The organism is Tropicibacter alexandrii (assembly GCF_003667315.2).
GTDB lineage: Bacteria > Pseudomonadota > Alphaproteobacteria > Rhodobacterales > Rhodobacteraceae > Tropicibacter > Tropicibacter alexandrii.
Window position 1 is genome coordinate 60,148 of sequence record NZ_RCTZ02000014.1, and the last position, 22,457, is coordinate 82,604.

General features: G+C 65.7%; 19 protein-coding genes. 7 read left to right on the forward strand and 12 right to left on the reverse strand.

What is annotated here, in order from left to right:
- Window positions 1-160 precede the first annotated feature (160 nt).
- Window positions 161-1,492 (forward strand): GumC family protein, encoded by a 1,332-nt coding sequence (locus tag D8Z78_RS16915; protein WP_121633052.1) that lies wholly within the window; start codon window positions 161-163, stop codon window positions 1,490-1,492.
- An 88-nt stretch (window positions 1,493-1,580) separates the two neighbouring features.
- On the opposite strand, the gene D8Z78_RS16920 is transcribed toward D8Z78_RS16915, so the two are convergent.
- The 6 genes from D8Z78_RS16920 to D8Z78_RS16945 all read right to left on the reverse strand — a co-directional run bounded on the left by D8Z78_RS16920 (window position 1,581) and on the right by D8Z78_RS16945 (window position 9,835).
- Window positions 1,581-3,257, reverse strand: a complete 1,677-nt coding sequence (locus D8Z78_RS16920) for a nucleotide-binding protein (protein ID WP_240672162.1) — start codon at window positions 3,255-3,257, stop codon at window positions 1,581-1,583.
- 201 nt (window positions 3,258-3,458) lie between these two features.
- Window positions 3,459-5,555 (reverse strand): NAD-dependent epimerase/dehydratase family protein, encoded by a 2,097-nt coding sequence (locus D8Z78_RS16925; RefSeq protein ID WP_121633159.1) that lies wholly within the window; start codon window positions 5,553-5,555, stop codon window positions 3,459-3,461.
- A gap of 8 nt (window positions 5,556-5,563) precedes the next feature.
- Complete coding sequence (locus D8Z78_RS16930) at window positions 5,564-6,523, reverse strand: glycosyltransferase family 2 protein (protein WP_121633161.1); 960 nt, start codon at window positions 6,521-6,523, stop codon at window positions 5,564-5,566.
- Complete coding sequence (locus D8Z78_RS16935; RefSeq protein ID WP_121633163.1) at window positions 6,520-7,734, reverse strand: glycosyltransferase family 4 protein; 1,215 nt, start codon at window positions 7,732-7,734, stop codon at window positions 6,520-6,522. The genes D8Z78_RS16930 and D8Z78_RS16935 overlap by 4 nt, the downstream gene beginning before the upstream one ends.
- Entirely contained in the window at window positions 7,731-8,705 is a 975-nt protein-coding gene (locus tag D8Z78_RS16940) for an NAD-dependent epimerase/dehydratase family protein (RefSeq protein ID WP_240672163.1), read from the reverse strand. Before D8Z78_RS16940 ends, D8Z78_RS16935 begins: the two co-directional genes overlap by 4 nt.
- Window positions 8,693-9,835 (reverse strand): Gfo/Idh/MocA family protein, encoded by a 1,143-nt coding sequence (locus D8Z78_RS16945; protein ID WP_240672164.1) that lies wholly within the window; start codon window positions 9,833-9,835, stop codon window positions 8,693-8,695. Before D8Z78_RS16945 ends, D8Z78_RS16940 begins: the two co-directional genes overlap by 13 nt.
- 227 nt (window positions 9,836-10,062) lie before the next feature.
- Here D8Z78_RS16945 and D8Z78_RS16950 point away from each other — a divergent pair, with 227 nt between their 5' ends.
- Window positions 10,063-10,830, forward strand: a complete 768-nt coding sequence (locus tag D8Z78_RS16950) for a WecB/TagA/CpsF family glycosyltransferase (RefSeq protein WP_121633165.1) — start codon at window positions 10,063-10,065, stop codon at window positions 10,828-10,830.
- A gap of 22 nt (window positions 10,831-10,852) precedes the next feature.
- On the opposite strand, the gene D8Z78_RS16955 is transcribed toward D8Z78_RS16950, so the two are convergent.
- The 3 genes from D8Z78_RS16955 to D8Z78_RS16965 are packed head-to-tail and all read right to left on the reverse strand — an operon-like array spanning window position 10,853 to window position 15,230.
- Window positions 10,853-11,605, reverse strand: coding sequence for an SDR family oxidoreductase (locus tag D8Z78_RS16955; protein WP_121633167.1), 753 nt, complete (start codon window positions 11,603-11,605; stop codon window positions 10,853-10,855).
- On the reverse strand, window positions 11,602-13,155 hold the full coding sequence (locus tag D8Z78_RS16960; RefSeq protein ID WP_121633169.1) for a GMC oxidoreductase: 1,554 nt from the start codon (window positions 13,153-13,155) through the stop codon (window positions 11,602-11,604). Before D8Z78_RS16960 ends, D8Z78_RS16955 begins: the two co-directional genes overlap by 4 nt.
- A complete protein-coding gene (locus D8Z78_RS16965) occupies window positions 13,152-15,230 on the reverse strand; it encodes an acyltransferase family protein (RefSeq protein WP_420824326.1) in 2,079 nt (692 codons plus the stop codon). The genes D8Z78_RS16960 and D8Z78_RS16965 overlap by 4 nt, the downstream gene beginning before the upstream one ends.
- Window positions 15,231-15,414: 184 nt before the next feature.
- On the opposite strand from D8Z78_RS16965, the gene D8Z78_RS16970 reads away from it, so the two are divergent.
- Window positions 15,415-15,921 carry a serine O-acetyltransferase gene (locus D8Z78_RS16970; RefSeq protein WP_121633173.1) on the forward strand — a complete coding sequence of 169 codons (507 nt, stop codon included), beginning with the start codon at window positions 15,415-15,417 and terminating at the stop codon, window positions 15,919-15,921.
- On the opposite strand, the gene D8Z78_RS16975 is transcribed toward D8Z78_RS16970, so the two are convergent.
- On the reverse strand, window positions 15,903-17,549 hold the full coding sequence (locus tag D8Z78_RS16975; protein ID WP_121633175.1) for a Y-family DNA polymerase: 1,647 nt from the start codon (window positions 17,547-17,549) through the stop codon (window positions 15,903-15,905). The two genes, D8Z78_RS16970 and D8Z78_RS16975, sit on opposite strands and share 19 nt — an antisense overlap.
- Window positions 17,550-17,612: 63 nt before the next feature.
- Window positions 17,613-17,831, reverse strand: a complete 219-nt coding sequence (locus D8Z78_RS16980) for a hypothetical protein (protein ID WP_121633177.1) — start codon at window positions 17,829-17,831, stop codon at window positions 17,613-17,615.
- Window positions 17,832-17,978: 147 nt separating this feature from the next.
- Between D8Z78_RS16980 and D8Z78_RS16985 the strand changes: the two genes are divergently transcribed.
- From D8Z78_RS16985 to D8Z78_RS17000, 4 genes are all read left to right on the forward strand, one after another.
- On the forward strand, window positions 17,979-19,106 hold the full coding sequence (locus D8Z78_RS16985) for an S-(hydroxymethyl)glutathione dehydrogenase/class III alcohol dehydrogenase (protein ID WP_121633179.1): 1,128 nt from the start codon (window positions 17,979-17,981) through the stop codon (window positions 19,104-19,106).
- 258 nt (window positions 19,107-19,364) lie between these two features.
- Window positions 19,365-20,126, forward strand: coding sequence for an ion transporter (locus tag D8Z78_RS16990; protein WP_121633181.1), 762 nt, complete (start codon window positions 19,365-19,367; stop codon window positions 20,124-20,126).
- A complete protein-coding gene (locus tag D8Z78_RS16995) occupies window positions 20,123-20,608 on the forward strand; it encodes a GNAT family N-acetyltransferase (RefSeq protein WP_121633183.1) in 486 nt (161 codons plus the stop codon). Before D8Z78_RS16990 ends, D8Z78_RS16995 begins: the two co-directional genes overlap by 4 nt.
- A 48-nt stretch (window positions 20,609-20,656) precedes the next feature.
- On the forward strand, window positions 20,657-21,355 hold the full coding sequence (locus D8Z78_RS17000; RefSeq protein WP_121633185.1) for an NYN domain-containing protein: 699 nt from the start codon (window positions 20,657-20,659) through the stop codon (window positions 21,353-21,355).
- 16 nt (window positions 21,356-21,371) lie between these two features.
- On the opposite strand, the gene D8Z78_RS17005 is transcribed toward D8Z78_RS17000, so the two are convergent.
- Window positions 21,372-22,307, reverse strand: a complete 936-nt coding sequence (locus tag D8Z78_RS17005; protein WP_121633186.1) for an AEC family transporter — start codon at window positions 22,305-22,307, stop codon at window positions 21,372-21,374.
- Between the last annotated feature and the right edge of the window lie 150 nt (window positions 22,308-22,457).

A 22,457-nucleotide genomic window follows, 5' to 3' on the forward strand; every position in this document is an offset into this window, starting at 1 on the left:
AATATGACCCCAATCCCGGATTCAGAAACGCTATGTTCAGGGCCTTAACTCAGCAAAACCATGGCGAAAACGGGGCAACTTGCCTAAATTGGGTCAAGAAGATGGCGCGCCCGTGGCCGCCTCTTCCGCATTGGGGGCCAACTTTGCGGGAGCAGACAGTATGAACCAGTTCCAGTCCTTCGACGAAATTCTTTCGGCGATCAAACGCCGCTTTTGGGTGATCGTGATCATCACGTTCATCGGCTGCCTCTTCTCGCTCAATTACGCGCTGGGTCAGGTGAAGGTCTACGAGGCCACCGCCGTCGTCCAGATCGAGGATGCCTCGGTCCCGGACCAGTTGGCCGGGGCCTCGGCCGGCAATTCCGCCAGCGCGACCCGCGGCGTCAAGCTGATCGAACAGCGCCTGATGTCGCGCGACAACCTCTTCAAGGTGGTTGAAAAGCACGACCTGTTTGCCGACGACCCGACCGTCACCCCGCTGGAGCGTGTCGGCCTGATGCGCGAAGCGGCCCGGATCGAGGAAATCCGCGACCAGACCCAACAATTCGCACCGGGCGGCAACGCACCGTCGGGGCTGCTGATCTCGGTTCGCCTGACCGACCCGGACAAGGCTGCCGAAGTTGCCAATGAACTTATGACCTTTGTCATCGACCAGTCGCGTGACCGCAATGTCGGACGCGCCCGCGAAACGCTGGACCTGTTCAGCAGCGAAGAGGCCCGCGTGGCCGAGCAGATCGCCGCGCTCGAAAACCGCATCGCCGCCTACAAATCGGAAAATGCGCTGCAACTGCCCGAAGGGGTGCGCGATCTGCGCGGCCAGTTGGCCAGCCTGCGTGAAACCGAACTGGACCTTGACCAGCAGATCCTGACGCTGGAAACCACCGCCAACCGCCAGCGCGAAGAGGTGCTGGAGCGTCAGATCGGCCTGCTCGAAGAGCAAAAGCTTCTGATCGTCGAGCGCGCCACCCAGATCGAGGCCTTGATCGCCTCTGCCCCGCAGGTCGAGCGCGAGCTGAGCGCGATGGAACGCGAAATGTCGACCCTTCAGGAACAGTATTCCGTCATCACCCGCCGCAAGGCCGAGGCCGAGATGGGCCAGTTCCTCGAAGATCGTCAGGCGGCCGGTGGCTTTGAAGTGCTGGAAACCGCGCTGGTGCCGGAATACCCGATCTCGCGCTCGCGCAAGAAGACCGCGATCATGGGCGGCGTCGCGTCGGTCATCGCCGGTCTGGCCGCAGCCTTCATCATCGAGTTGCTGAACCCGGCCTTGCGCTCGGCCGGTCAGGTGGAGCGGGCTCTGGGTGTGCAGCCGGTCGTGTCGATCCCGGTCGTCGCGACGGGCCGGGACCGCCGCCGCCGTGGCCTGTCGGTCTTTGGCAAGATCGCGATGGCGGTGCTGGCGCTGTTGGCGGGGTTGCGGATCGCGGCGGAGTATCTGCCGTGGCTGGGCGAACTGTTCGGCAAGGCTTCACCGCGTGCCGCCCGGGTCTGACCCGCGCCTGAATTGGAATAAGCAGCGATGGACCCTCGGATGGCCTGGCCCGGCCTCCGGGGGTTCATTTTTGCCAAAAGTCCGGGGATCAGTAGCGGTAGCGCTCGATTTCCGTGCCTTCGGCCATGTTCAGAACCACACCCAGAAGCGGGGTCTGCTCGCCGAGGCGGCGCTCGACCTCCTTGACTTCCTTTTCGGTGGTCAGGCCGCCGCCGATCACCAGCAGCACGCCGTCGAACAGCGGGCGAAAGGCGATGACATCGTCATAGAACAAGGCGGGCGGCAGATCGAACAGCATGACATCGGGGTCATAACGGCTTTCGATCAGGTCAAGGGTCCGGGCCGTGCTCGGGTCTTGCAGCAGTTCCGAGGCGTATGGCTCGACAAGGTTGTTGAAGCCGAAAGCAATGTTGCGCCCGGCATGGATTCGGTTCGACCCCATGCGCATCAGGTGATCGCCGGGGTCGACCGTGCCGCGCAGCAGGTCGCCCATCGCGCCCGGCGTCGAGATGCCCATGGTCTTGTGCAGCGACGGGCGCCGCATGTCGCAATCCATCAGCAGCGTACGGCAGTTTTCCTGCCGCGACAGGCTGATGGCGAGGTTGGCCGCGGTAAAGGTCTTGCCGCAATCCTTGCCGGGCGACGTGATGGCGACACGCCGCCAGCCATTGTCGTTGAGCGCCTGCAGCAGGCGAGTGCGCAGCACGTCAAAGGCGGCGTGGGCGGGGTCGTCGCGTTGCGCCGTGATGATCCGGTTCTCGGCCAGATGTTCCTCGTCGACCTTGAAGGTCGCGAGATCGTCCCACGGATCATGCGCCGCTGGCTGAGCTTCGATCCGGGCGCGCGCAGGCGCAGTATGCTCTGTCTTGCGCTTCTCTTCAGCGCGTTGGGCCTCTTCGGCTTTGCGTTGGTCTTCTGCGCGTCGGGCCTCTTCGGCCTTGCGCTTTTCCTCTGCGCGTCGGGCCTCCTCGGCCTTGCGCTTTTCTTCTGCGCGTCGGGCCTCCTCGGCCTTGCGCTGCTCCTCTGCGCGTTGGGCCTCTTCGGCCTTGCGCTTTGCTTCCGCGCTTCGGGCCTCTTCGGCTTGGCGCTTTTCTTCCGCGCGTTGGGCCTCTTCGGCTTTGCGCTTTTCTTCTGCGCGTTGGGCCTCTTCGGCCTTGCGCTGCTCCTCGGCACGCCGGGCTTCCTCTGCCTTGCGCAGCTCCGCTTCCTCTGCTGCCGAAGCCTCCTGCGCGCGGCGGCGGGCCTCTTCGGCGGCGCGGGCGGCGGCGGCAGCGTTGGCCTCTGCAGCGGCTTGCTCGCGGCGCAAAGCCTCTAGCCGCGCGGCTTTGCGGCGCTTGGCCTCTGCCACGGCTTCGGCCTTGGCGCGGGCTTCGGCGTCGGCGCGGGCGGCGGCTTCGGCCTTGCGTTTCCGGGCGACGGCCTCGGCATGTGCCTTTTCCTTGGCCAAGCGATCGGCCTCTGCCTTGGCGGCGGCGGCCCTGCGGGCCTTCTCCTCGGAGGCCTTGCGGGCTTTGGCCTCTGCCACGCGGCGCGCCTGCTCCTCTGCCGCTTGCCGTGCCTCTTCCTCGGCCTGCGCGCGTTGTTCGGCTTCGATCCGGGCGGCCTCTGCCGCTCGGGCCTGTTCCTTGCGGCGCGCGTCCTCGGCGGCTTCCGTTTCACGGCGGGCCAAACGGTCCTCGCGGCTTTCCAGCAGCGGCACCGGGTCCATTTCGTCCACGGGGGCGGTTTTCTTGAACCGTCGGCGGAATTTCCGTTCGTCCGTCATGATCATGCCCCGCCGGCCCGAACCAACAGGATCAGGAGCGCGCGCGCCTGTCTGTGCATGTGCTGATCCATGGCCTGCTCGTCTCCGATCACTGTCACCCGAAACTGGTGTGCCTCGCGTTGGGCATTCATTCTGTCCGTTTAAACCAAAGGAATTTGGCTAGAATAAGTCCGTATTGAGGGGATTGTTCACACAAACTCGCTACCAACCAAAGAGATTCGCCCGCGTGATCGCCTGTTCGACAAAGCGGGCGCGATCCGGCTCGGGCCGCCACTCGAGCAGCTCCTTGGGTTTGCGATTGTCGAAGGGCGAGAAATGCGCCCGGCTCTTCCAATCGGCAAGGCTGGGGCGGATCAGGCCGGGCTTGCGCAGGGCGTATTTCTTGAGCCCGTATTTCACCGCGTCAGAGGCATAGAAGGCGTAAAGGTTGCCCGGCGCGACGCGGATGCGCGCGCCCAGCTGCTCGTGGATCGCGTCGAAGTAATCGCGCGCGGACAGCATTGGCTCGCCGATCAGGTTGAAGCTTTGACCCTCGACCGGGGCGTCGATCATGCGGACCAGCCCATCGGCGATGTCATCATTCAGCACAAAGGGCAGGATGTTGCGGCCATGCCCCCAGATGCGCACCGCGCCCGCGCCATGCCAGCGCCCGATGCCCCAGTGTTGCAGCGGGCCGCCCTCGCCCACGACGATGCCGGGGCGGGCGATGACCACGGGCAGGCCGCGCTCCTTGTGCAGCTTCATAAGCTGGCGTTCGCATTCCGCCTTGGACCGGGCATAGAGGTTGCGGTCGGTCATGTCGTCGGGAAAGCCGGTCTCCTCGGTGATCGTGCGCGCGGGGTCGGACATGTCGTAGCTGGCGATGGTGCCGGTATAGACCAGCCGTTTCACCCCCGCCTTTTCGCAGGCCATGCCGATGCGGGTGGCCACGCCCACGTCATTCTTCAACGCGTCGGCCCATGTGGTTTCGAGCGCCTTGGCAAGGTTGAAGACCACGTCGATGCCCTTCATCGCCTCGGTCAGACCGTCCAGATCGTGCAAAGAAGCCTGATAGGTTTCCACGTTGTCGGGCAGGTCGGGGAAGGGGCCTGTGCGCCCGCGCGACAGCACGCGCACATCGCGCCCCTCGGCCACCAGCCGCCGGGTCAGTGCCCGCCCGATGAAGCCGGTGCCGCCGATCACCATCGCGGTGGGTTTCGGGTCGTGCGAGCGGATGACGGGGGCCTTGACCTCCAGCGACTCGGGCGGCAGCAGGGCCAGCGCGTCGTCGAGCGCCTGCATGACCTTGACCGCACTTGGCCCGGCAAACCGCGCGTCGGGCTGGCCCTTGTGGATGCCGTCGTAAATCGCTGCATCCATGCCCCGGAAACTACGCCCGTACGGGTTTTGCGTGTTCAGGGATTTCAGTTGGATGGCGGCGTTCTTCACCCCCTGCCACAGATGCTGGCGCGACAGGTCCAACTGGCGGCGCAGCGGGTTGACGATCAGATCAGACGGATTCTCGCGTTCCACGATCAGCACGTCCTGCGCAAAGTCCAACCGCGCGCGGGCCGAGGACCCACGCAGCGTGACGGACCGGTCGTCGATCGTCTCGACCATCGAGACGGTAAAGGTCACCTCGACCCCGCCGGCGCGGGCGAAGAGGCGGATATATTGCGGGCGCGGGTCGTCGCCGGGCAGAAGCGCGGGTTTCGACACTTCGGCATGGGTCATGGTGACGTCGCCGAACAGATCCTGAGCAAAGGCAACCAGATGCGGGCCAAGCTCCAGCAGCAGGTTTTTCGGCTCTCGCAAGAGCCACAGGTTGAACGGGCCGGACCGCAAGGGGGCCAGCGGCAGCGCCCATGTGATCTCGCATCCCGAGATGCGGCCATAGTCACCCGCGCGCATCGCGTTCTTCATTGCCTCATATGACGGCAGGCCGAGGAAATTATGCCCAGCGTGAAAGCATTTGCCCGATGTCTCGGCCGCCGCCTGAATCCGCCGGGTGGCGTCGGCAGATTCGGCCACAGGTTTTTCCACAAGCACATGGACGCCCGCCTCAAGGCATTCGATGGCGATTCCCTCATGTAAATGGGGGGGCGTCAGGATGTGCACCGCGTCGCAGACCCCGGCGCGCAACATGTCGCCAACAGAGGAAAACGCCCGCGCGCCCAAACCCCCGGCAAGGCCCTGCGCGGCCGATTCGTTGGGGTCGGCAACGGCGGTAACGGTGACGCCAGACGTCGCGCGCAGCGCGTCCGCGTGCCAGGTGGCGATGTAGCCTGCGCCGATCAGGCCGATGCGGATGTCGGTCATGGGAACCTCTACTTGTACTCGATGATGCGCATCTCGGCCCCGCGCAGCCTGCGCAGGTGGAACCGGAGAAGCCCGATCAGATTGGGGAATTTGGATAGGGTCAGCAGCCGCGCCATCTTGTTAGCGTCATCCGGCGGTATGCCGTCGCGCAGCAGCGCCTGACGCCCCTTGTTCAGACTCAGGGCGTAGAGCCCCAGAACGACTACCAGAAGCCATGCCCATCCCATCAGCAGGAAAAGCACGGCCAGAACCGGCAGGGCGAGGCCGTAGACCAACACGCGGCGGACCTCGGTCTTGAAATAGTCGGGATGCAGGTGATGGACCTGCGCAAAGCCGTGGCCCGTGCGTTCCGCCCGCGACCACCATTGCCCAAAGCGCAGCATGGCGGCGTCGTGGCGGGTCATGTCCACCGGCAGGCGGTGCAGCTTGGCCCCGGTCTTGCGGAAGCGACAGCAGACCTCGTCATCCTCGGCGGCGATCACGTTGGGATTCATCCCGCCAACCAGCTCCCACAACCGTGCGCGCACCATCATGTCACCGCCACAGGCCGCGATTTCGCCCGGCGGGCGATGCCATTCCCAGTCGCACAGGCGGTTGTAGATCGACGCCTCGGGGTGGATTTCGCTGCGCCAGCCCGTGACCATGCCGACCTGCGGATTGTCTTCCAGAAAGGCGCGCCCGGCGTCGAGCCAACCGGGCACCAGCGCGCAATCCCCATCGATGAATTGCACGATCTCGGGGGTGTCGAGCGCATCGAAGCCCGCATTGCGGGCGCGGGCGGCGGTGAACGGGATCGACATGTCCAGTTGCACGACCTTGGCCCCGCGCGCCTGTGCCTGCGCGACGCTGTCATCGGTCGAGCCCGAATCGACATAGACCACCTGTCGCGCGATGCCTTGCACGGAGTCCAAGGCGGCCACCAACCGCGCGCCCTCGTTCCGACCGATCAGGACGACATCGACACTCATGGGCGTTTTTCCTTCGGGGGCTGGCCCTTGGCATAGCCTTCGAACAGGTCAGACAGCCACGCGGCCTCGTGGGTGATGTTAAATTCGGCCTCGATCTTGGCGCGGCCCTCCGCGCCGAATTTCGCGCGTGCCTCCGGGTTTGCCAGCAAGGTGACGATCGCGTGGGACAGTGCCGCGCTGTCTCCGGGCGGGACCAGAAGGCCCGCATGATGATCCCGCACCAATTCCGGCACCCCGGCGATCTGGGTCGTGACCACGGGCACGCCGCTGGCCATGGCTTCCATCAGGACGACGGGCACGCCCTCGGCAAAGCTGGGCAGGACGAAAAGGTCGGTCCGCGCGAGGGCCTCGGCCACTTCGGCCTGCGACTTGTAACCCAGAAACTCAACCGGCAAGCCGCGTGCTTGCGCTTCCAGCGCGGCGCGGTCCGGGCCGTCGCCGATCAGGGTGACGCGCAGGTCCTTGAACGTCTTGTGCAGGTCGGCAATGGCCTCCAGCAGAACCGGCACGCCCTTGACCGCCGCAAGCCTGCCGACGAACAGGACGTCCGTTCCCTCGTGCGGGGCGGTTTGATAACGCGCCGGATCGACGCCGCAATGCACGATGTGAAAGCGGTCCCAATGGGCCTGATCGGCAAAGCACATCAGCTGAGAGCGGCAGAAATCCGAGATACAGGCGACGAACGCGGCGCGCGCGGCCTTTTCGTCGATGCGCCAGTGATGCGGCTCAAAGAAGATGTCCGGCCCGTGGATGGTAAAGCTGTAGGGAATGCCCGACAGGCCCGAGGCCAGCATGGCAACGGTGCAGGACGCCTTGGCAATGTGGTTGTGCAGGTGTTCAACGCCGTGGCGGGCCAGCTCATCCGCCAGAACGCCCGCCTCGAGGAAATAGATCAGGTTGTAGAGCCGGCCTTTGATGCCCTTGGGCGCGGTGTCCCATGCCAGTTTCAGCGTGCGCAGATAGCGTGCGGGGTGCCGCATCCAGCGCAAATGCGCGCGCAGCAGCCGGGCGGGCGATTTGCAGGCGTCCAGCACCTTGAAGGTGGTCTTGTGTTCGGCGCGCTGTTCGGGGCCGACAAGGTGTTCCGCGCCGGTGGTGCGGATCGAACAGGTCAGCACGTCGTGGCCGAGGGTCCGCAGAGCGGCAACCTCGCGCTGGATGAAGGTGTCGGAGGCGCGGGGGTATTCGCCGGTCAGGTAGGCGAGCTTCATCTCTCGGCCTCCTTCGTGCGGGCCATCATGCCTTCGAACGTGTCGATGTCTTCCAGTCCAAAGTCGCTGCGGGCGCGGTCGTTGGACCAGCGCAGCGGCATCATCCGCGCCCGTAAAACGGGTTCGCGGAACAGGCCGGGCAGCTTGCCCGAGACCGGTTTCAGCAGGCGGACCAGCGCCAGCCACGCGCCATAGGGCACCGTGATGTTCAGGCGTGGCCAGCCGTAGCTGCGACGATGCGCGCGCAGGAACCGGGCGCGCGTCGGGCGGTCGTCGTCCAGCACGTTCAGGGCGGGTACGCCCTCCGTGCGGGTGCCCGCGGCTGCGACAGACACGCGCGCGAGGTGGTCGACATGGCACAGCGGCAATTCGCCGTCCGAGCCGATGGTGACGAACAGCTTGGACGCCCAGAACCCTTGCAGCGCGTGCCAACTGCGTGTCGGCCCCCAGACCGCGCCGGGGCGCAGGATCCAGTCATCCTCACCACCGGTCAGCATATCCTCTTGCATCCGCTTGGCCCCGGCATAGGGGTCGCGGGCGTCATGCGGGTCGGCGAGCGGCAGCAGCGGGTTGCTTTCGCGGATCGTGTCGCCGGGTTGCACGGCGTCGGTGTCGTAGACGGAAATCGACGAGATCAGGACAAGACGGATGTCACGCGCCCCGCGCGCCGCGATCAGGCGGCGGGTGGCGTCGATGGTGTCCCGTTTCAGCGCCTCGGGGTCGTCACCCAAATGCGCGGCGGCATGGATCAGCGCGCTGCCTTCGGGCAGGTGCTGCATCAATTCGGTCGCGGCGTTGGTCGCGCCGAGGTCGAACTGCAATGGCGTGATATCGGGATCATCGGCGCAGTCGGGGCGGGGCGTGCTGCGATAGACGGCGAGCACGGGATGGCCTTGCCGCCGGGCCTCTGCCACGCAGGCGGCGCCGACAAAACCGTTCGCCCCGGTGATCGCGACGGTCAGCGGGCCCATGTCATCGGCTCCATCGGGTCGCAGCGGGTGGTCATGCGCTGGGCGCCCGTGTCCTCGCCTGCGTTCTGGATCGCAAGGGTCACTTCGGTTAGGTGCAGGGCAAAGGCGTTGGACATGCGGCAGGGGCGGCCCTCGCGCGCGGCGTCCAGCATCTCTTGCGGACCGAGCAGAAAGTTCATCGCGGCCGCGCCCCAGCGCTCGACCTTGGGATGGGTCGGTTGGGGCAGCTTGATCCGGCGCTTCAGGGGCGATTCCATCAGGCGGCGGCGCAGGGTCAGACGCTTGGCAAAGCGCACCTTGGCGGCGTTGTCCCACGCCGCGTCGCAGGACAGCACGCCCTTCTCGCCGATGATCCGGATGCCGTGGTTGTGCGGCGCGGTGATCGAACAGGTCAGGCGCGTGACCGGGCCGTTCTCGAAAAACAGCGTGGCGACGGACAGGTCCGGGGCGAAGGGGCCGGTGCCCTCCTTGTCGGGGATCGTCTCGGCGCTGGCGGCGACGACGGTGCGGACCGAACCGAACCACGCGATCAGCCATGTCAGGTAGTAGCCCGCATGTTCCAGCGTGCAGCCGACACGGAATTCATCTTCAAACGGCCACGGCGCGCCGCTTTCGCTGCGCCATTTGTGATAGGCGGCTTGGGGGATGAAACCGTCGTCGAGCTCGGCATAAATCGCGCGAGGCGTCCCCGCGATACCGTGGCGTAGCGCGTGGCCCAGCGTCTGCGCGGCCTCGCCAAGCGCGGAACACGGCGCAGAGCCCAGCATGAGCCCGCGCGCCTCGGCCAGATCGTGCAGGGCGCGCGCCTGATCCATTGTCATGGCCAGCGGTTTCTCGGAATAGACGTTGTGCCCGGCCTCAAGACAAGCCTGCGTCGTCTCGAAATGGGCATCGGGATTGGTTAGGTTCAGCACCAGCGCGCCGGGGGCGTCGGCCAGCAGCTGATCGAAGGACGCTTTTGCCGGCAGCTTCCAGTACTCGCAGAACTGGCGCAGCCGGTCGGGGTTCAGGTCAAAGACTCCGACGACCTCGATCCCCGGCATCACCTTGAGCGCGCGCGCATAAAGGTCGGCCACGAAGCCGCACCCCAACAAGACAACCCGCCCGCTCATGCCGATATTCCCCGGCATGTCGGGCCGTTTCGGTTCGTTCTGCAAACCGGCACCTGCACGATCCCCACTCAATCCACGTTGGCCTTGAACCAGATGATCATGGCCAGAATTCGGCATTGTCGCCTTTGCCGGGAAAATAATGCGGCGGCGCGGCATCACTTGCGGTGATTTGCATGGGATGTTGCGGAAAGGGCACGTACATGGCCGCAAATCCACGTTATGTGAGGGGCAAGAGGTGCCCTTGGATGCTGTTTCGGATCAACGGTCAAAGCTTGCACGTCAATGTCCCCACTTGGGCGACATTGGAGGCGCGCGTGCGCGAGCGCTTTGCAAAACGGCAGGGTTTTGCGCTGGCGACGGTGAACCTGGATCACCTGGTCAAGCTGCGCAGCGACGGGGCGTTCATGGACGCCTATCTGGCGCAGGATTTCGTGGTGGCGGATGGCAATCCGATCGTCTGGATGTCGCGGCTGGCCGGGCGCCCGGTCGAGCTGATTCCCGGATCAGAAGCGATCCTGCCGCTAGCGCGGATCGCGGCGGCGCAGGGTGTGCCGGTGGCGCTGGTCGGCTCGACCGAAGAGGTGCTGACCTCGGCAGCAGCCTATCTGGAACGCGAAGTGCGTGATCTGCGCGTGGCCTGCTGCATTGCGCCGCCCATGGGATTCGATGCGGGGGGCGCCGCAGCGGAGGACGTGTTGAGGGACGTGGCGGCGTCGGGCGCGCGGATGTGCTTTGTCGCAATGGGCGCCCCCCGGCAAGAGATATTCGCCGCCTTGGGGCGTCGCGTTGCGCCGGAGGTCGGGTTTGCGTCCATCGGGGCGGGGCTGGATTTCTTTGCAGGCACGCAAAAGCGCGCGCCGGGCTGGGCGCAGCGTTTCGCGGTCGAATGGTTGTGGCGCGCTCTGTCCAGCCCGAAGCGGCTGGGGCCGCGCTATCTGAAATGCCTGATGATCCTGCCGGGGCAGGTCTTGCGGGCGGGGTTTTTGCGGTTCTCGGGGGGGCGCGGGGCATAGCCCCGCCCTACGCTCTGTCCCGCTAGAGGCTTCGCGGCGTTCGTTTTTGAAACAGGAGCGCGTCCTTCAGCTTACCCTTCAGCCCGCGCGGGGGCAGGATTTCGCGATTCATCTCGAAGGTCGTACCGGTCAGCGACGGGTCGCGCATCAGCGCGAGCTTCACGCCCCATTTGGCAGAAACGTCGGGCGGTGTGCCATCCGGAATACCCATCGACGTCGCCAGCATCCCCGGCATCCAATCCGACACCACGATCCCCGGCCAGCGGTCGGCGATGTCGGCGATCACAGTGCGGGTCAGGATGCGCGCCGCGCCTTTGGACACCGAATAGGCCGACGATGCGGGCAGGGGATGGAGGTCGGCAAAGGTGGCGACGTTCAGGATGCGCCCGGTGCCACGCGGGGCCATGTCCTGCAGTGCCGCATGGGTGCAATTGACCACGCCACCAAGGTTGATCGCCATCGTCCAGGCAAAGCTGTCAGGCGTTTCGTCGAGGAAATCCCGGTGGGGGTAGACGGCGGCGTTGTTGATGAGCAGGGCAATCGGGCCGAGTGATGCAAAGAGCGCGGCCACCGCCTGCGCATCCGCAACATCAACCGCATGCGCCCGAAACTTCGGACCGGCGGCCTCTGCCGTGCCTTGCAGCCCGTCCAGCCGCCGCCCCAGCCCGGCGACGGTGAATCCGCGCTGGCACAGGGCGACAGCCAGCGCCCGGCCTAGGCCGCTGCCCGCCCCGGTGACGATGGCGATGCCGTCCTGTGGGGTCACCTCTGTCATGTCGCGCCTTTCGTGATCGTCTCGGCCACGCGCAGGGCGTTTGCGGCGATGGTCAGACTGGGGTTGACCCCCATCGAGGTGGGCATGAAGGACGCATCGACAACCCACAGGTTGCCGATGTCATGGGTCCGACAATCCGGGCGCAGCACCGATTGCGTGCGATCGGTGCCATAGCGCAGGGTTCCCGACGGATGGCCCCAGTTCAGTTCGATCCCATGGCCCATCATCATCCGGCGGTGCCCTTTGAACGCGCGGCGAATGGCGCGGCGAAAGGCGCGGTGACGGGATTTCAGCTCGTCATGCAAGGTATAGTCGACCGACAGCCGGTCGGCTGCGGCGGCGTCCCATGTGACGCGGTTTTCCGCGTAGGGCAGGTCTTCGAGCAGGCCGACGAAGATCTGCGCCGAGCCAAAGGCGCGATGCGCGAGCGCCGCAGGGATGCGGGTCAGCTGGCTCAGCCCCCGCACGCGGCCAAGGGGCGAGCGGGCCAGCATCAGGTTGAGATAATGCACGATCTCGCCATAGCTGGCGCGGATGCCCATGGCCTGAATCGTGCCAAAGCGTTGCCCGGGGTGGTAGAGATCGCGCAGCGAGATCGCCTTGGTCGCGCCGCTGTCAGGCGTGCCGCGTTGCGGCCATAGCGCGAACATCTTGTTCACGTGGAACATCAGGTTGCGCCCGACAAGGCCAGAGCGGTTCGCGACACCGCTCGGCCAGGCCTCATTCGCGGATTTCAGCAGCAGGTGTGGCGAGCCGAGCGCCCCACCGGCCAGAATATAGCGCCGCGCGGTCAGGCGGCGGGGCACGCCGTCATGGATCAGCTCGACATGGCTGATCGTGTCGCCATTGGTGCCAAGCCGCGTGACGCGGGCGCGGTCCAGAAGCGTGGCGTTGCCCGTGGCCAAAGCCGGCTCCACCCCGGCAGAGCGGCCATCCATCTTGCAGGCGCGCGGGCATTTGTGGCCGAGGCAGGTGGCGCAGCCGGGCAGACGTTCCAGCCCGGTATGCGCGTGGTAAGGGTGCAGACCGGCGCGGGTCAGACTGTCCATCAGCGCGCTTTCGGTCGCGCTCAGGTCGGGCGGGGCGCGCAGGGGGATCGGTGGCTCGCCCAGGGGATCAGGGCTGCCATACACCCGGTATTGCGCGGCGGCCTTCGCATAGTAAGGGGTCATCGCGTCGAACGAGACAGGCCAGCCGCCGGTGGGATGCGGTTTGCCGTCGACCGAGTCCAGATCGTGCCGCTCGGGCCGTTCGAGCGTGGCGGCGTAGAACGCCGAAGACCCACCGACGCCCGCCCCGAGCGGCGCATAAAGCTGCTCGGATCGGCCATCGACCGTGACATGCAGGGGATCGGGCCACAGGCCCCGGGTCAGGCGCGCCTCCGGAACGAAGATCTCGGACAGGCCGTTTTGCTCGGACCGGAACCCGGCTGGCCCCTGCTCGACGAACAGAACCTTGTGCCCGGCCTCGGCCAAGGCGCGCCCGATGGTGCCGCCGCCGATGCCGGTGCCGATCACGATGGCGTCCCACTGCACGTCGAAGACGCTCATTCGCTGGTCCCGGTCAGGGCGGTTTCGCGAACCTCGCCGCCAAAGACCGGCGCGAACAGGTCGCGCAGACGCAGGGCGGCGGCATTGGTCACATGGTTGTTGTCGAAGAACTGCCCAACCCCGTCGACCACCGCGTGACAGGTCCCGTCCACGCAGAATCGATCCCACGGGTCGATCAGGGTGATCTGCCCGGTTTCCTCAAGCGCCTGCCACGGCGTATCTGCCAGCGCCGTGCGCACGGCCTGTTCATCGGGATTGGCGGTGGCGCGGGTCTGTGGCGCAGGGGCCAGCGGCCAGTGGGCATGGGCTGCCTCGCGCGCGGCCTTGCGGCTGTCATACAGCGGGATCTCGGGCGGTTGGCGCAGCACGGTCACCTGCGGCACCCATCTGTGCAGTTCGGTCACGGTGCGCTGCGCGGCCTGCGCCAGCAGAAGCGCCTGTTTCATCCCGGCCTGACCGGGCGTGTCTGTGGGATGCAGGGCGATGGTATTGCCCGCGTCCAGCCCCACGCCCTTGCCCGTCGCGTAATAGGCCCAGCGACCGATCAGCAGCACCTGTTCGAGGCTGTCCATGCGCGAAAACGCCTGTTCGATCTGCTTGTTGGCTTGGGTGCAGGCGGTGTCCTGTGCCTGTGTCGCGGCGCTTTCAACCTTGCGGATGCCAAAGAGCGGCGGGCAACCGGCGCGCCAGATGATGATGCCCGGTGTCCCGGCCTCATGCGCGGCAAGATCCAGCCCCGCATGGAAGGCGCGCACATGGCTGTCGCCCCAGACCAGCACGCGCGGAGCGCCCTCGGGGCCGATGGGACAGACCTCCAACCCGTCGAGCGGCAGCGTATCGGCCACGTAACACCGGCTGAAATCCTGAAGGAAATCGCCCGACGCCGCGATATGGATGCTGGCCTGTTGCCCGAACCGGTCGGGCAGACCATTCGCCTTGAACACCAGCCCACCCATGGCCAGCGCCGACAGCGACAGCACCGCCGTCCCGCCCAGCACCGCCAGCCCCGGCAGGCGGCGGGCCCGCCGCACGGGCTGTTCCACCAAGCGCCAGCTGAGCCAGCCCAGACCCACCGACAGCGCCATCCAGACCAGCGCCTCGGCCATGTTGGCATAGCCGTCGCGCAGATAGGCGGACAGCGTGTAGACCGGCCAGTGCCACAGGTAGAGCGAGTACGAGATCAACCCGAAGAACACCGCGACCGGGTGCGTCAGAAGCCGGTTCACCGGGTTTGCCCCCGTGCCGCTGGACAGCAGCAAAACGGTCCCCAGCACCGGGAACACCGCCAGCAGGCCGGGGAATGTCGGCCCCGCCGGGATGAACACGACCGAGACGAGGATCAGCGCCAGCCCCAGCCAGCTGAGCACCGCGTGACCGCGCCATAACGTGCCGCGGTGAAAGCCCCAGATCGCCAGCAGCACGCCGGTCAGCATCTCCCATGCGCGGAACGGGAACAGGTAAAACGTCGCCGTCTGCATGTAGGGCGTCAGCACGATGCAGGCCGCCAGCGACCCGGCCCAGACCGCGATCAACCCGCCGATCAGCCCCCAACGCCAGCGCGCCAGCAGCAGGATGAACAACGGCAGGAAGACATAGAACTGCTCCTCGACCGCCAGCGACCACGTATGCAGCAGCGGCTTTTCCTCGGATGCGGCGTCGAAATACCCGGCTTGGCGAAAGAACAGCAGGTTCGACAGATAGACCGTCGCCGCGATGACGCTTTTGCCCAGTTCGCGGTACTCGAACGGCAACAGGATCGCGTAGCCAAGCGCCATCGTCACCGCGACCATGGCGAAGAACGCGGGCGCAAGGCGGCGGAAGCGGCGAATGTAGAAATTCTTCAGCCAGATGCGCCCGGTGGAATCGTATTCGCGCCACAGGATGCCGCCGATCAGGAAGCCGGAAATGACGAAGAAGATGTCGACCCCGACGAACCCGCCCTTCAGCGGCAGGCCGAAATGATACAGTACCACAGACAAGACGGCGATCGCCCGCAACCCGTCGATGTCGCGCCGATAGGGCAACGGGGCGTGGGGCGAGGCGCTCTGTCCTGTAGGAGCCGGGCTCATCTGCATCCTTCCGGTTTCTCCGGGGTCACTCATAAAGGCAGCCCCACATGACGCTACGTCAGTGGAGCCGGGTATTCATCTGGTCAAGCTTCCGGGTGCGCGCGACCGCAGACGCGCGGCACCTGTTGCCATATCATCAAGGATACCGCATTTCTGGGCAAGAATATGACGCGGTGCGGGGAAAGATCGCTTGGATCACGAAACGGGGATATCGGCTGTCGAGCCGGACTGGTCGCGCGAACGGATCGAGCGGTTTTGGGAGCCGGGCAAGAAGATGATCCGCGCGGTGCGCCGCTATCAGGCGTGGCGCGGACGCGGTGCGCTGGGCCGCGTGATGTCGAAATACTGGGTGCTGAACCATTGGTTCTGGTCGCTCATGTGCCAGTCGGAATTGCATCTGACCACGCAGATCGGCGGCGGGCTGCGGCTGACCCATCCGACCGGGATCATCATCCACCCGCAGGCGAAGATCGGTCCGAACTGCATGATCTTTCATCAGGTCACGCTGGCCGGGCCGGTTGTTCTGGGCGGGCATGTGGACGTGGGCGCCGGGGCCAAGCTGATCGGTCCGTTGACGGTGGGCGATCATGCGGTGATCGGGGCGAATGCGGTGGTGACCCGCGATGTGCCTGCGGGCGCGACGGTCGCGGGCATCCCGGCGCGGGTCATCGGCGAGGCTCACGCAAAGGCCCCCTGACAGAACCAGCCCGACGACACCTGCCCGCCATGGGCGTAGAACAGCCACAGCCGGTCGCCCTGCTCGGTGGCCACGCGCCAATAGTCGCGCGGACCTGACCGCCAGTTCGGGTCTTCGAGCCACCATTCCGGCAGGATGCGTTCCGGCCCCTCGCGATGCGCCGCCACCCAGTCGCGCCCCCGCCAGCGAAAGCGGTCCGGCGGCGTGGGCGTGTCGGGGGCCTGCACGATTTCCGGTGGCCACATGCGCAGCGGGCGCGGCGGCAGATCGTCGGGCCAGTCATGGCAGGGCTTGGTAAAGGCGGCGGGCACCGGGATGCTTTGCTTTTCCGGGATATGGCTGTCGCCGGGATGCAGGCGGGTGATCTTTTCGATACCGATGCGGGCGCCGAGACGGCTGATCAGATCCTCCATCGCGCGGTCGCGCGCCAAGGGCGTTCCCCCCGACAGGGGTCCGGCATGGGGGCGCGATTGAAGGGGTTCGTGCGCGGTGGCCTCCAGCCGCATCATGTCGATGCCGGGGCCTGCGTCGATCTCGGGGATGCGCAGGGCCAGCAGGGACAGCAGCCGGTCCGGGTCGTGGGTGGCCACGGCGGACACCACCTTTTGCCATTCCATCAAGCCGTCGCAGCGATGTGCCTCCAGCCGCAGGGCGCGGGCAGCGCGGCCTTTCCGTTCAAGCGTCCGGCACAGGCGGTCCAAGAGGCGGCGGGTGGCCTCGGTCACGTCGGCTTCGAGCCCGATGGGTTCGGGCAGGGTCAGGCGGATGGCAAAGCGATCGGGTGCGGCGCTGGGCGAGACGGGTTCCGGCGCGGCGCCGGTGGCCTGATCCAGCCGGTCGATCAGCCCGCGCCCAAAGCGACGCGCAAGGCTGGCGCGGGGCTGGTCCAAAAGGTCGCGGACCCGGCGCAGCCCCAATCGGTTGAGTTGCTCGACCGTTTGCGCATCCAGCCGCAGCGCCGCGACGGGCAGGGGCGCGAGGCTCGCCAGACTTTGTCCCTCGGCGGCGATCTGCCCGGGCGTCGCGGGGCTTTGCGCATTGATCGCCGGGGCCGCCCCGCCGCGTTCCCAATGCCGACGCTTGCCGGCGCGGGCGCGGGTGGCGCGGGCCTCCTGATCGATGGCATCGCCCGAGCGATGCGCGCGGGCCCGTGTGCCGCCATAGCGGGCCAGCGCCCAAGCCGCGCCCAGCGTATCGGCCAGACCGATCCGCACCGTCAGGCCCAGATCGGCGCAATCCTGCACCACCGTATCGGTCAGCTTGGCCTCGCCCCCGAACAGATGCGCGCAGCCGCTGAGATCCAGCATCAAGGCATCCGGCGGCTGGGCCGATACCCAAGGCGAATACTTGCCTGCCCAGCGATGCAAGCCCCCCAGAAAGGCCGCCTCGCGATGCGGCGCGGCGGGTCGGGTGACCAGCTCGGCACAAAGCGCATAGGCATCGCGCAGGGGTTGCCCGGCATAAAGCCCTTGCGCACTGGCCTTGTCCGACAGCGACACCAGCCGCTGCCCGCCGCCAACCTCGTCCATCGTGGCCAGCGGCAGGCTGGCCAGATGCGGTTCGCGGCGGATCAGCCGTTCGGCCCCGAGCCGGGGAAACCAAAGGGACAGGATTCGTCTGCGGGCCATCGACTCACACCAAATGTTCCGCATTTGTTCTAGTTTGCGGCTGGGCACGAGTCGAGTCGGGCCTCAGACGACGTAAAGCGGGTGCATCAGCTGATTGCGCAGGGTGGCGATGCGCGCCTGAATCTCTTCCTCTTCGGGGTAGGGGCCCGGGCGCAGGCTGCGCAGGCGGTCGAGCGTCGCCTCGTAGAGGCGGATGCGGATCAGCAGGCCGGTGCTGCTGTCCCGTGCGCCGCGAGACAGGGCATTGGCGGCGGCCTGTTGGGCAAGAATCTGAATCGACATTCTGTCAGGACCTTTTCCGAGATGATCTGATCCTCACGCTGACTCAAAACTCTCAACAATTGCTGAACGCGCGTGGCCAAGACGCCTTGCGACCGGGGGGTGCTTGTCGCTAGTGTCCGCGCGAACGTGCATCTTGGGAGAATGGACATGCGTACAAGAGCCGCCGTGGCGCTGGAAGCAGGCAAGCCGCTGGAAATCATGGAAGTCGAGCTGGAAGGTCCGAAAAAGGGCGAAGTGCTGGTCGAGATCAAGGCCACCGGGATTTGCCACACCGACGAGTTCACCCGCTCGGGCGATGACCCCGAGGGGCTGTTCCCCTCGATCCTCGGCCACGAGGGCGCGGGCGTCGTCGTCGAGGTCGGCGAGGGTGTCACCACGCTGAAGCCGGGCGACCACGTGATCCCGCTCTACACGCCGGAATGCCGCGAATGCCACGCTTGCCTCAGCGGCAAGACCAACCTCTGCACCGCCATTCGCGGCACGCAGGGCAAGGGCCTGATGCCCGACGGCACCACGCGCTTCAAGATGCTGGATGGCACGCCGATCTATCACTACATGGGCTGCTCGACCTTCGCGAACCACACGGTCCTGCCGGAAATCGCGCTGGCCAAGGTGCGCGATGACGCGCCCTTCGACAAGATCTGCTATATCGGCTGCGGCGTGACCACCGGCATCGGCGCGGTGATCAACACGGCCGGTGTGGAAATCGGCTCGACCGCCGCTGTCTTCGGTCTGGGTGGTATCGGCCTGAACGTCATTCAGGGCCTGCGCATGGCGGGCGCGGACATGATCATCGGTGTCGATCTGAACGACGACAAGGAGGAGATGGCCCGCAAGTTCGGCATGACCCACTTCGTCAACCCGTCCAAGGTCGAGAACACCGTTCAGGCCATCATCGAGCTGACCAAGACGGAAAAGGACCAGTTCGGCGGCGTGGATTACTCCTTCGACGCGACCGGCAACGTGAAGGTCATGCGCGACGCGCTGGAATGCTCGCATCGCGGCTGGGGCGTGTCGGTGATCATCGGTGTCGCTCCGGCGGGTGCCGAGATCAGCACCCGTCCGTTCCAACTGGTCACGGGCCGGGTCTGGAAGGGCACCGCGTTCGGTGGCGCCAAGGGCCGGACGGATGTGCCGAAGATCGTCGACTGGTACATGGACGGCAAGGTCGAGATCGACCCGATGATCACGCACAAGCTGACGCTGGACGAGATCAACAAGGGCTTCGACTTGATGCACGAAGGCAAGTCGATCCGCGCGGTCGTCGAATTCTGATCGGTTCGACACGGTAGGATGGGTGATCACCCATCCTACTTTCGGCTGGCGCGGGTTTCGGCCCGGGCCGCTTGCATGACCCGCGCGCGCATGATCTCTTTCCATTACGCGGCCTGTCCATTGACCTCGCCGCTCCGCAAACCTGCCCCTCGGAGTGATGCAAAAACGGTGCGGCTGCGCCCAAATCCTGTCCACCGTCTGGCACGGGCGCGGATCGGATGGCATCCCTTGATCCCGTGACAGCAGATGGGCAGGAAAATGAAGGTCCGTATCCGCGAACTCTACAAGGGGGACAGCGACGAGGCGCACCGGTTCCGCTATGCCGTCCTGACCTTTGACATCGTCACGATCCTGTTCGTGATCGCGACGTCCTTCACCCATCACGGTCCGGTCGTCGAGACCATCGACGCGGTGTTCGGTGTCTTCATCCTTGCGGATTTCGCCGCCCGGATCTGGATCAGCGCCAACCGCTGGCGTTTGCTCACGCGGTTTTCGACACTTGCGGATTTCATCGCGCTCATTTCCTTTCTCGCGCCGTTGGCTGGCGAGGGGTTGGGCTTTCTCCGCGTGCTTCGCACCTTGCGTCTGCTGCACACCTACCAATTGTCGAAGCGGCTGAAGCAGGATTTTCCCTATTTCCGCCGAAACGAGGACGTGATCCTTGCCTCGCTCAACCTGATGGTCTTCATCTTCATCATGACCGGGGTAATCTATGCCACGCAGTATCCGTCCAATCCACAGATCCGGAACTATGCCGATGCGCTGTATTTCACCGTCACGGCCTTGACGACCACGGGGTTCGGCGACATCACCCTGCCGGGCACGGTCGGGCGGATGATTTCGGTCGTCGTCATGATCGCGGGCGTGACCCTGTTCCTGCGGCTGGTCACGGTGCTGTTCCGGCCGCACAAGGTGCGCTACGAATGCCCGACCTGCGGGCTGATCCTGCATGACGCCGATGCCGTGCATTGCAAACATTGCGGCGAGACGATCCACATCAAGACGGAAGGCCTGACATGATCCTGCGAGAAGCCAGCCGTGACGCCGACGAGGCCCGGGTTTGGGACATCCTGCGCCCCGCCGTCGAACGCGGTGATGTCTTTTGTGCGCAGCCAGATGGCGGTCAGGCGGGGGGGCTCGCGTATTTCTGGCCCGAAACGGCGCGGGTCTGGATTGCCGAGGACGCGGGCCGCGCGCTGGGTTGCTTCTACCTGCGACCGAACCAGACCGGCAACGGCGGCCATGTCTGCAATGCCGGATATTGCACCCGGCCCGAGGCCTCTGGCCGGGGGGTTGCCCGTGCCATGCTGGCCTTCTCGCTTGACGAGGCGCGGCGGCAGGGGTTTCGCGCCATGCAATACAATTTCGTCGTCTCGACCAACACCCGCGCCATCGCGACGTGGGAACGCGCCGGATTCGAGGTGGTGGGGCGCCTGCCGGGCGCCTTCGACCACCCGACCGAAGGAGAGGTCGATGCGCTGGTCATGTTTCGGCGGCTCTGACTGGCCCTCGTGCCGATCCGTGCTAGGCTGCACCGCAAAGGAGACCTCATGCCCGAAACAAAACTGCTGGCCGTCCTGATCGACGCCGACAACACCTCGCCGAAATTCGCAGGCGCGATCTTTGACGAGATCGCCTCGCTGGGTGAGGCGTCGGTGCGCCGCTGCTACGGCGATTTTTCCAGCCAGCAGATGGCAGGCTGGAATCGCGTGCAGGCCGATTTCGGCATCGTTCCGCACCATTCCCCCGCCAACACCGTGGGCAAGAACGCCAGTGATATCGCGCTGGTGATCGACGCGATGGACCTGATGCATTCCGGCCGGTTCGACGGCTTCGTTCTGGTCTCCTCGGACAGCGACTTTACCCGGCTGGCCAGCCGGGTGCGCGAGCAGGGGCTGGATGTGTACGGCATGGGTATGCAAAAGACCCCGGATGCGTTCCGCAAGGCCTGCAAGCGGTTCATTTTCCTTGAGAATCTGGATGGCGCCCCGGACCGGGACAAAGAGAAACCAGCCGGACGCTCGCCAAACGAGGCGCGGGACCTGATCTTCAAGGCGATGGACGCACTGGAGCCCGAGGATGACTGGTATCGTCTCGGTGATATCGGTCAGGTCATCGGCGCCGCCAACCCGGATTTCGACACCCGCACCTATGGCAAGCGCAAGTTGTCGGACTTGGTGAAGTCACTCAAGGTCTTTGAGATGCGGCAAGGCGACGGCAACCAAATGCTGGTGCGCCGGGTGGACTAGGGCGCCCGGGCTTGCGCTAGGGCAGACCGGCTGTCACCACCGCGATGATGGCGCTGACGGTCAGGATGCTGGCCGCGGTCGAGATCAGGATCGAGGCCGAGACGCGCTGCGGCGCGATGCCATAATGCTGCGCCAGAATGAAGACGTTTCCGGCCACGGGCAGCGCAGCTGCGCTGACCACGACTGCGGCGCGATAGGCGTCGACAGGGAAGATCACGTAGACCGCCAGCGCGACGAAGGCCGGATGCAGGATCAACTTGGCAAAGCTGAGCCATGCGGCGATCTGCAACCGCTCGGCAGATTTCGAGGCCAGCGACGCACCAATGGCGAATAACGCTCCGGGCGTTGCGGCATTGCCGAGGATCGTCAGAAAGGAATTGACCACCTCGGGCACCGGCAGGCCTGCGCCGGAAATGCCAAGGCCCAACGCGATGGAGACGATCATCGGGTTCTTCAGAAGCCCGATGGCGACCGTGCGAAAGATGCGCAGGGACACGGTGCCTTGGCGGGACGCGGTCACAAGGATCGTCAGCAGCGAGGAGAACACGATCAGGTCGATGGACAGGATCAGGATGATCGGGCCGACCGCGTCCTGACCCAGCAGCAGCGCCAGCATCGGCACGCCGAGAAAGCCGGTATTGCCGATGGCCGCGCATTGCGCCTCGATCGAGGCGGTCGGCAGGTCGAGACCGCGCCAGAATGCCCAGAACATCGCGATGCCATAGGTGAAGGCCGTGCCCCACAGGTAGGCGCTGGCCAGCCGTGGATCGAAGATCTCCGCGAAAGACAGGTTCGCCGAGAACCGCAGCAGCATCGCGGACAGGGCGAAGTAAAAGACAAACTTGGTGATGTGCGCTGTCGCTTCCTCGGGGAAAAAACGCGACTTGGCCGCGCCGTAGCCCAGCCCGATCAGGGCAAAGAAGGGCACTGTCTTGAGGAAGATTTCGAACATGTGTTCGGCTTAGCATGCCGGTGGGCGGGGTCAATGTGCTGTTGCGGTTTCGCGGGCAAGGCGCTTCGAAGCGCCTTGGATCAAGCGCCTTAGAAGGCGCTTGTCGCGCGACGTCGATCGGGTGTGTTTCAAGGCTTTTCGAAAAGCCTT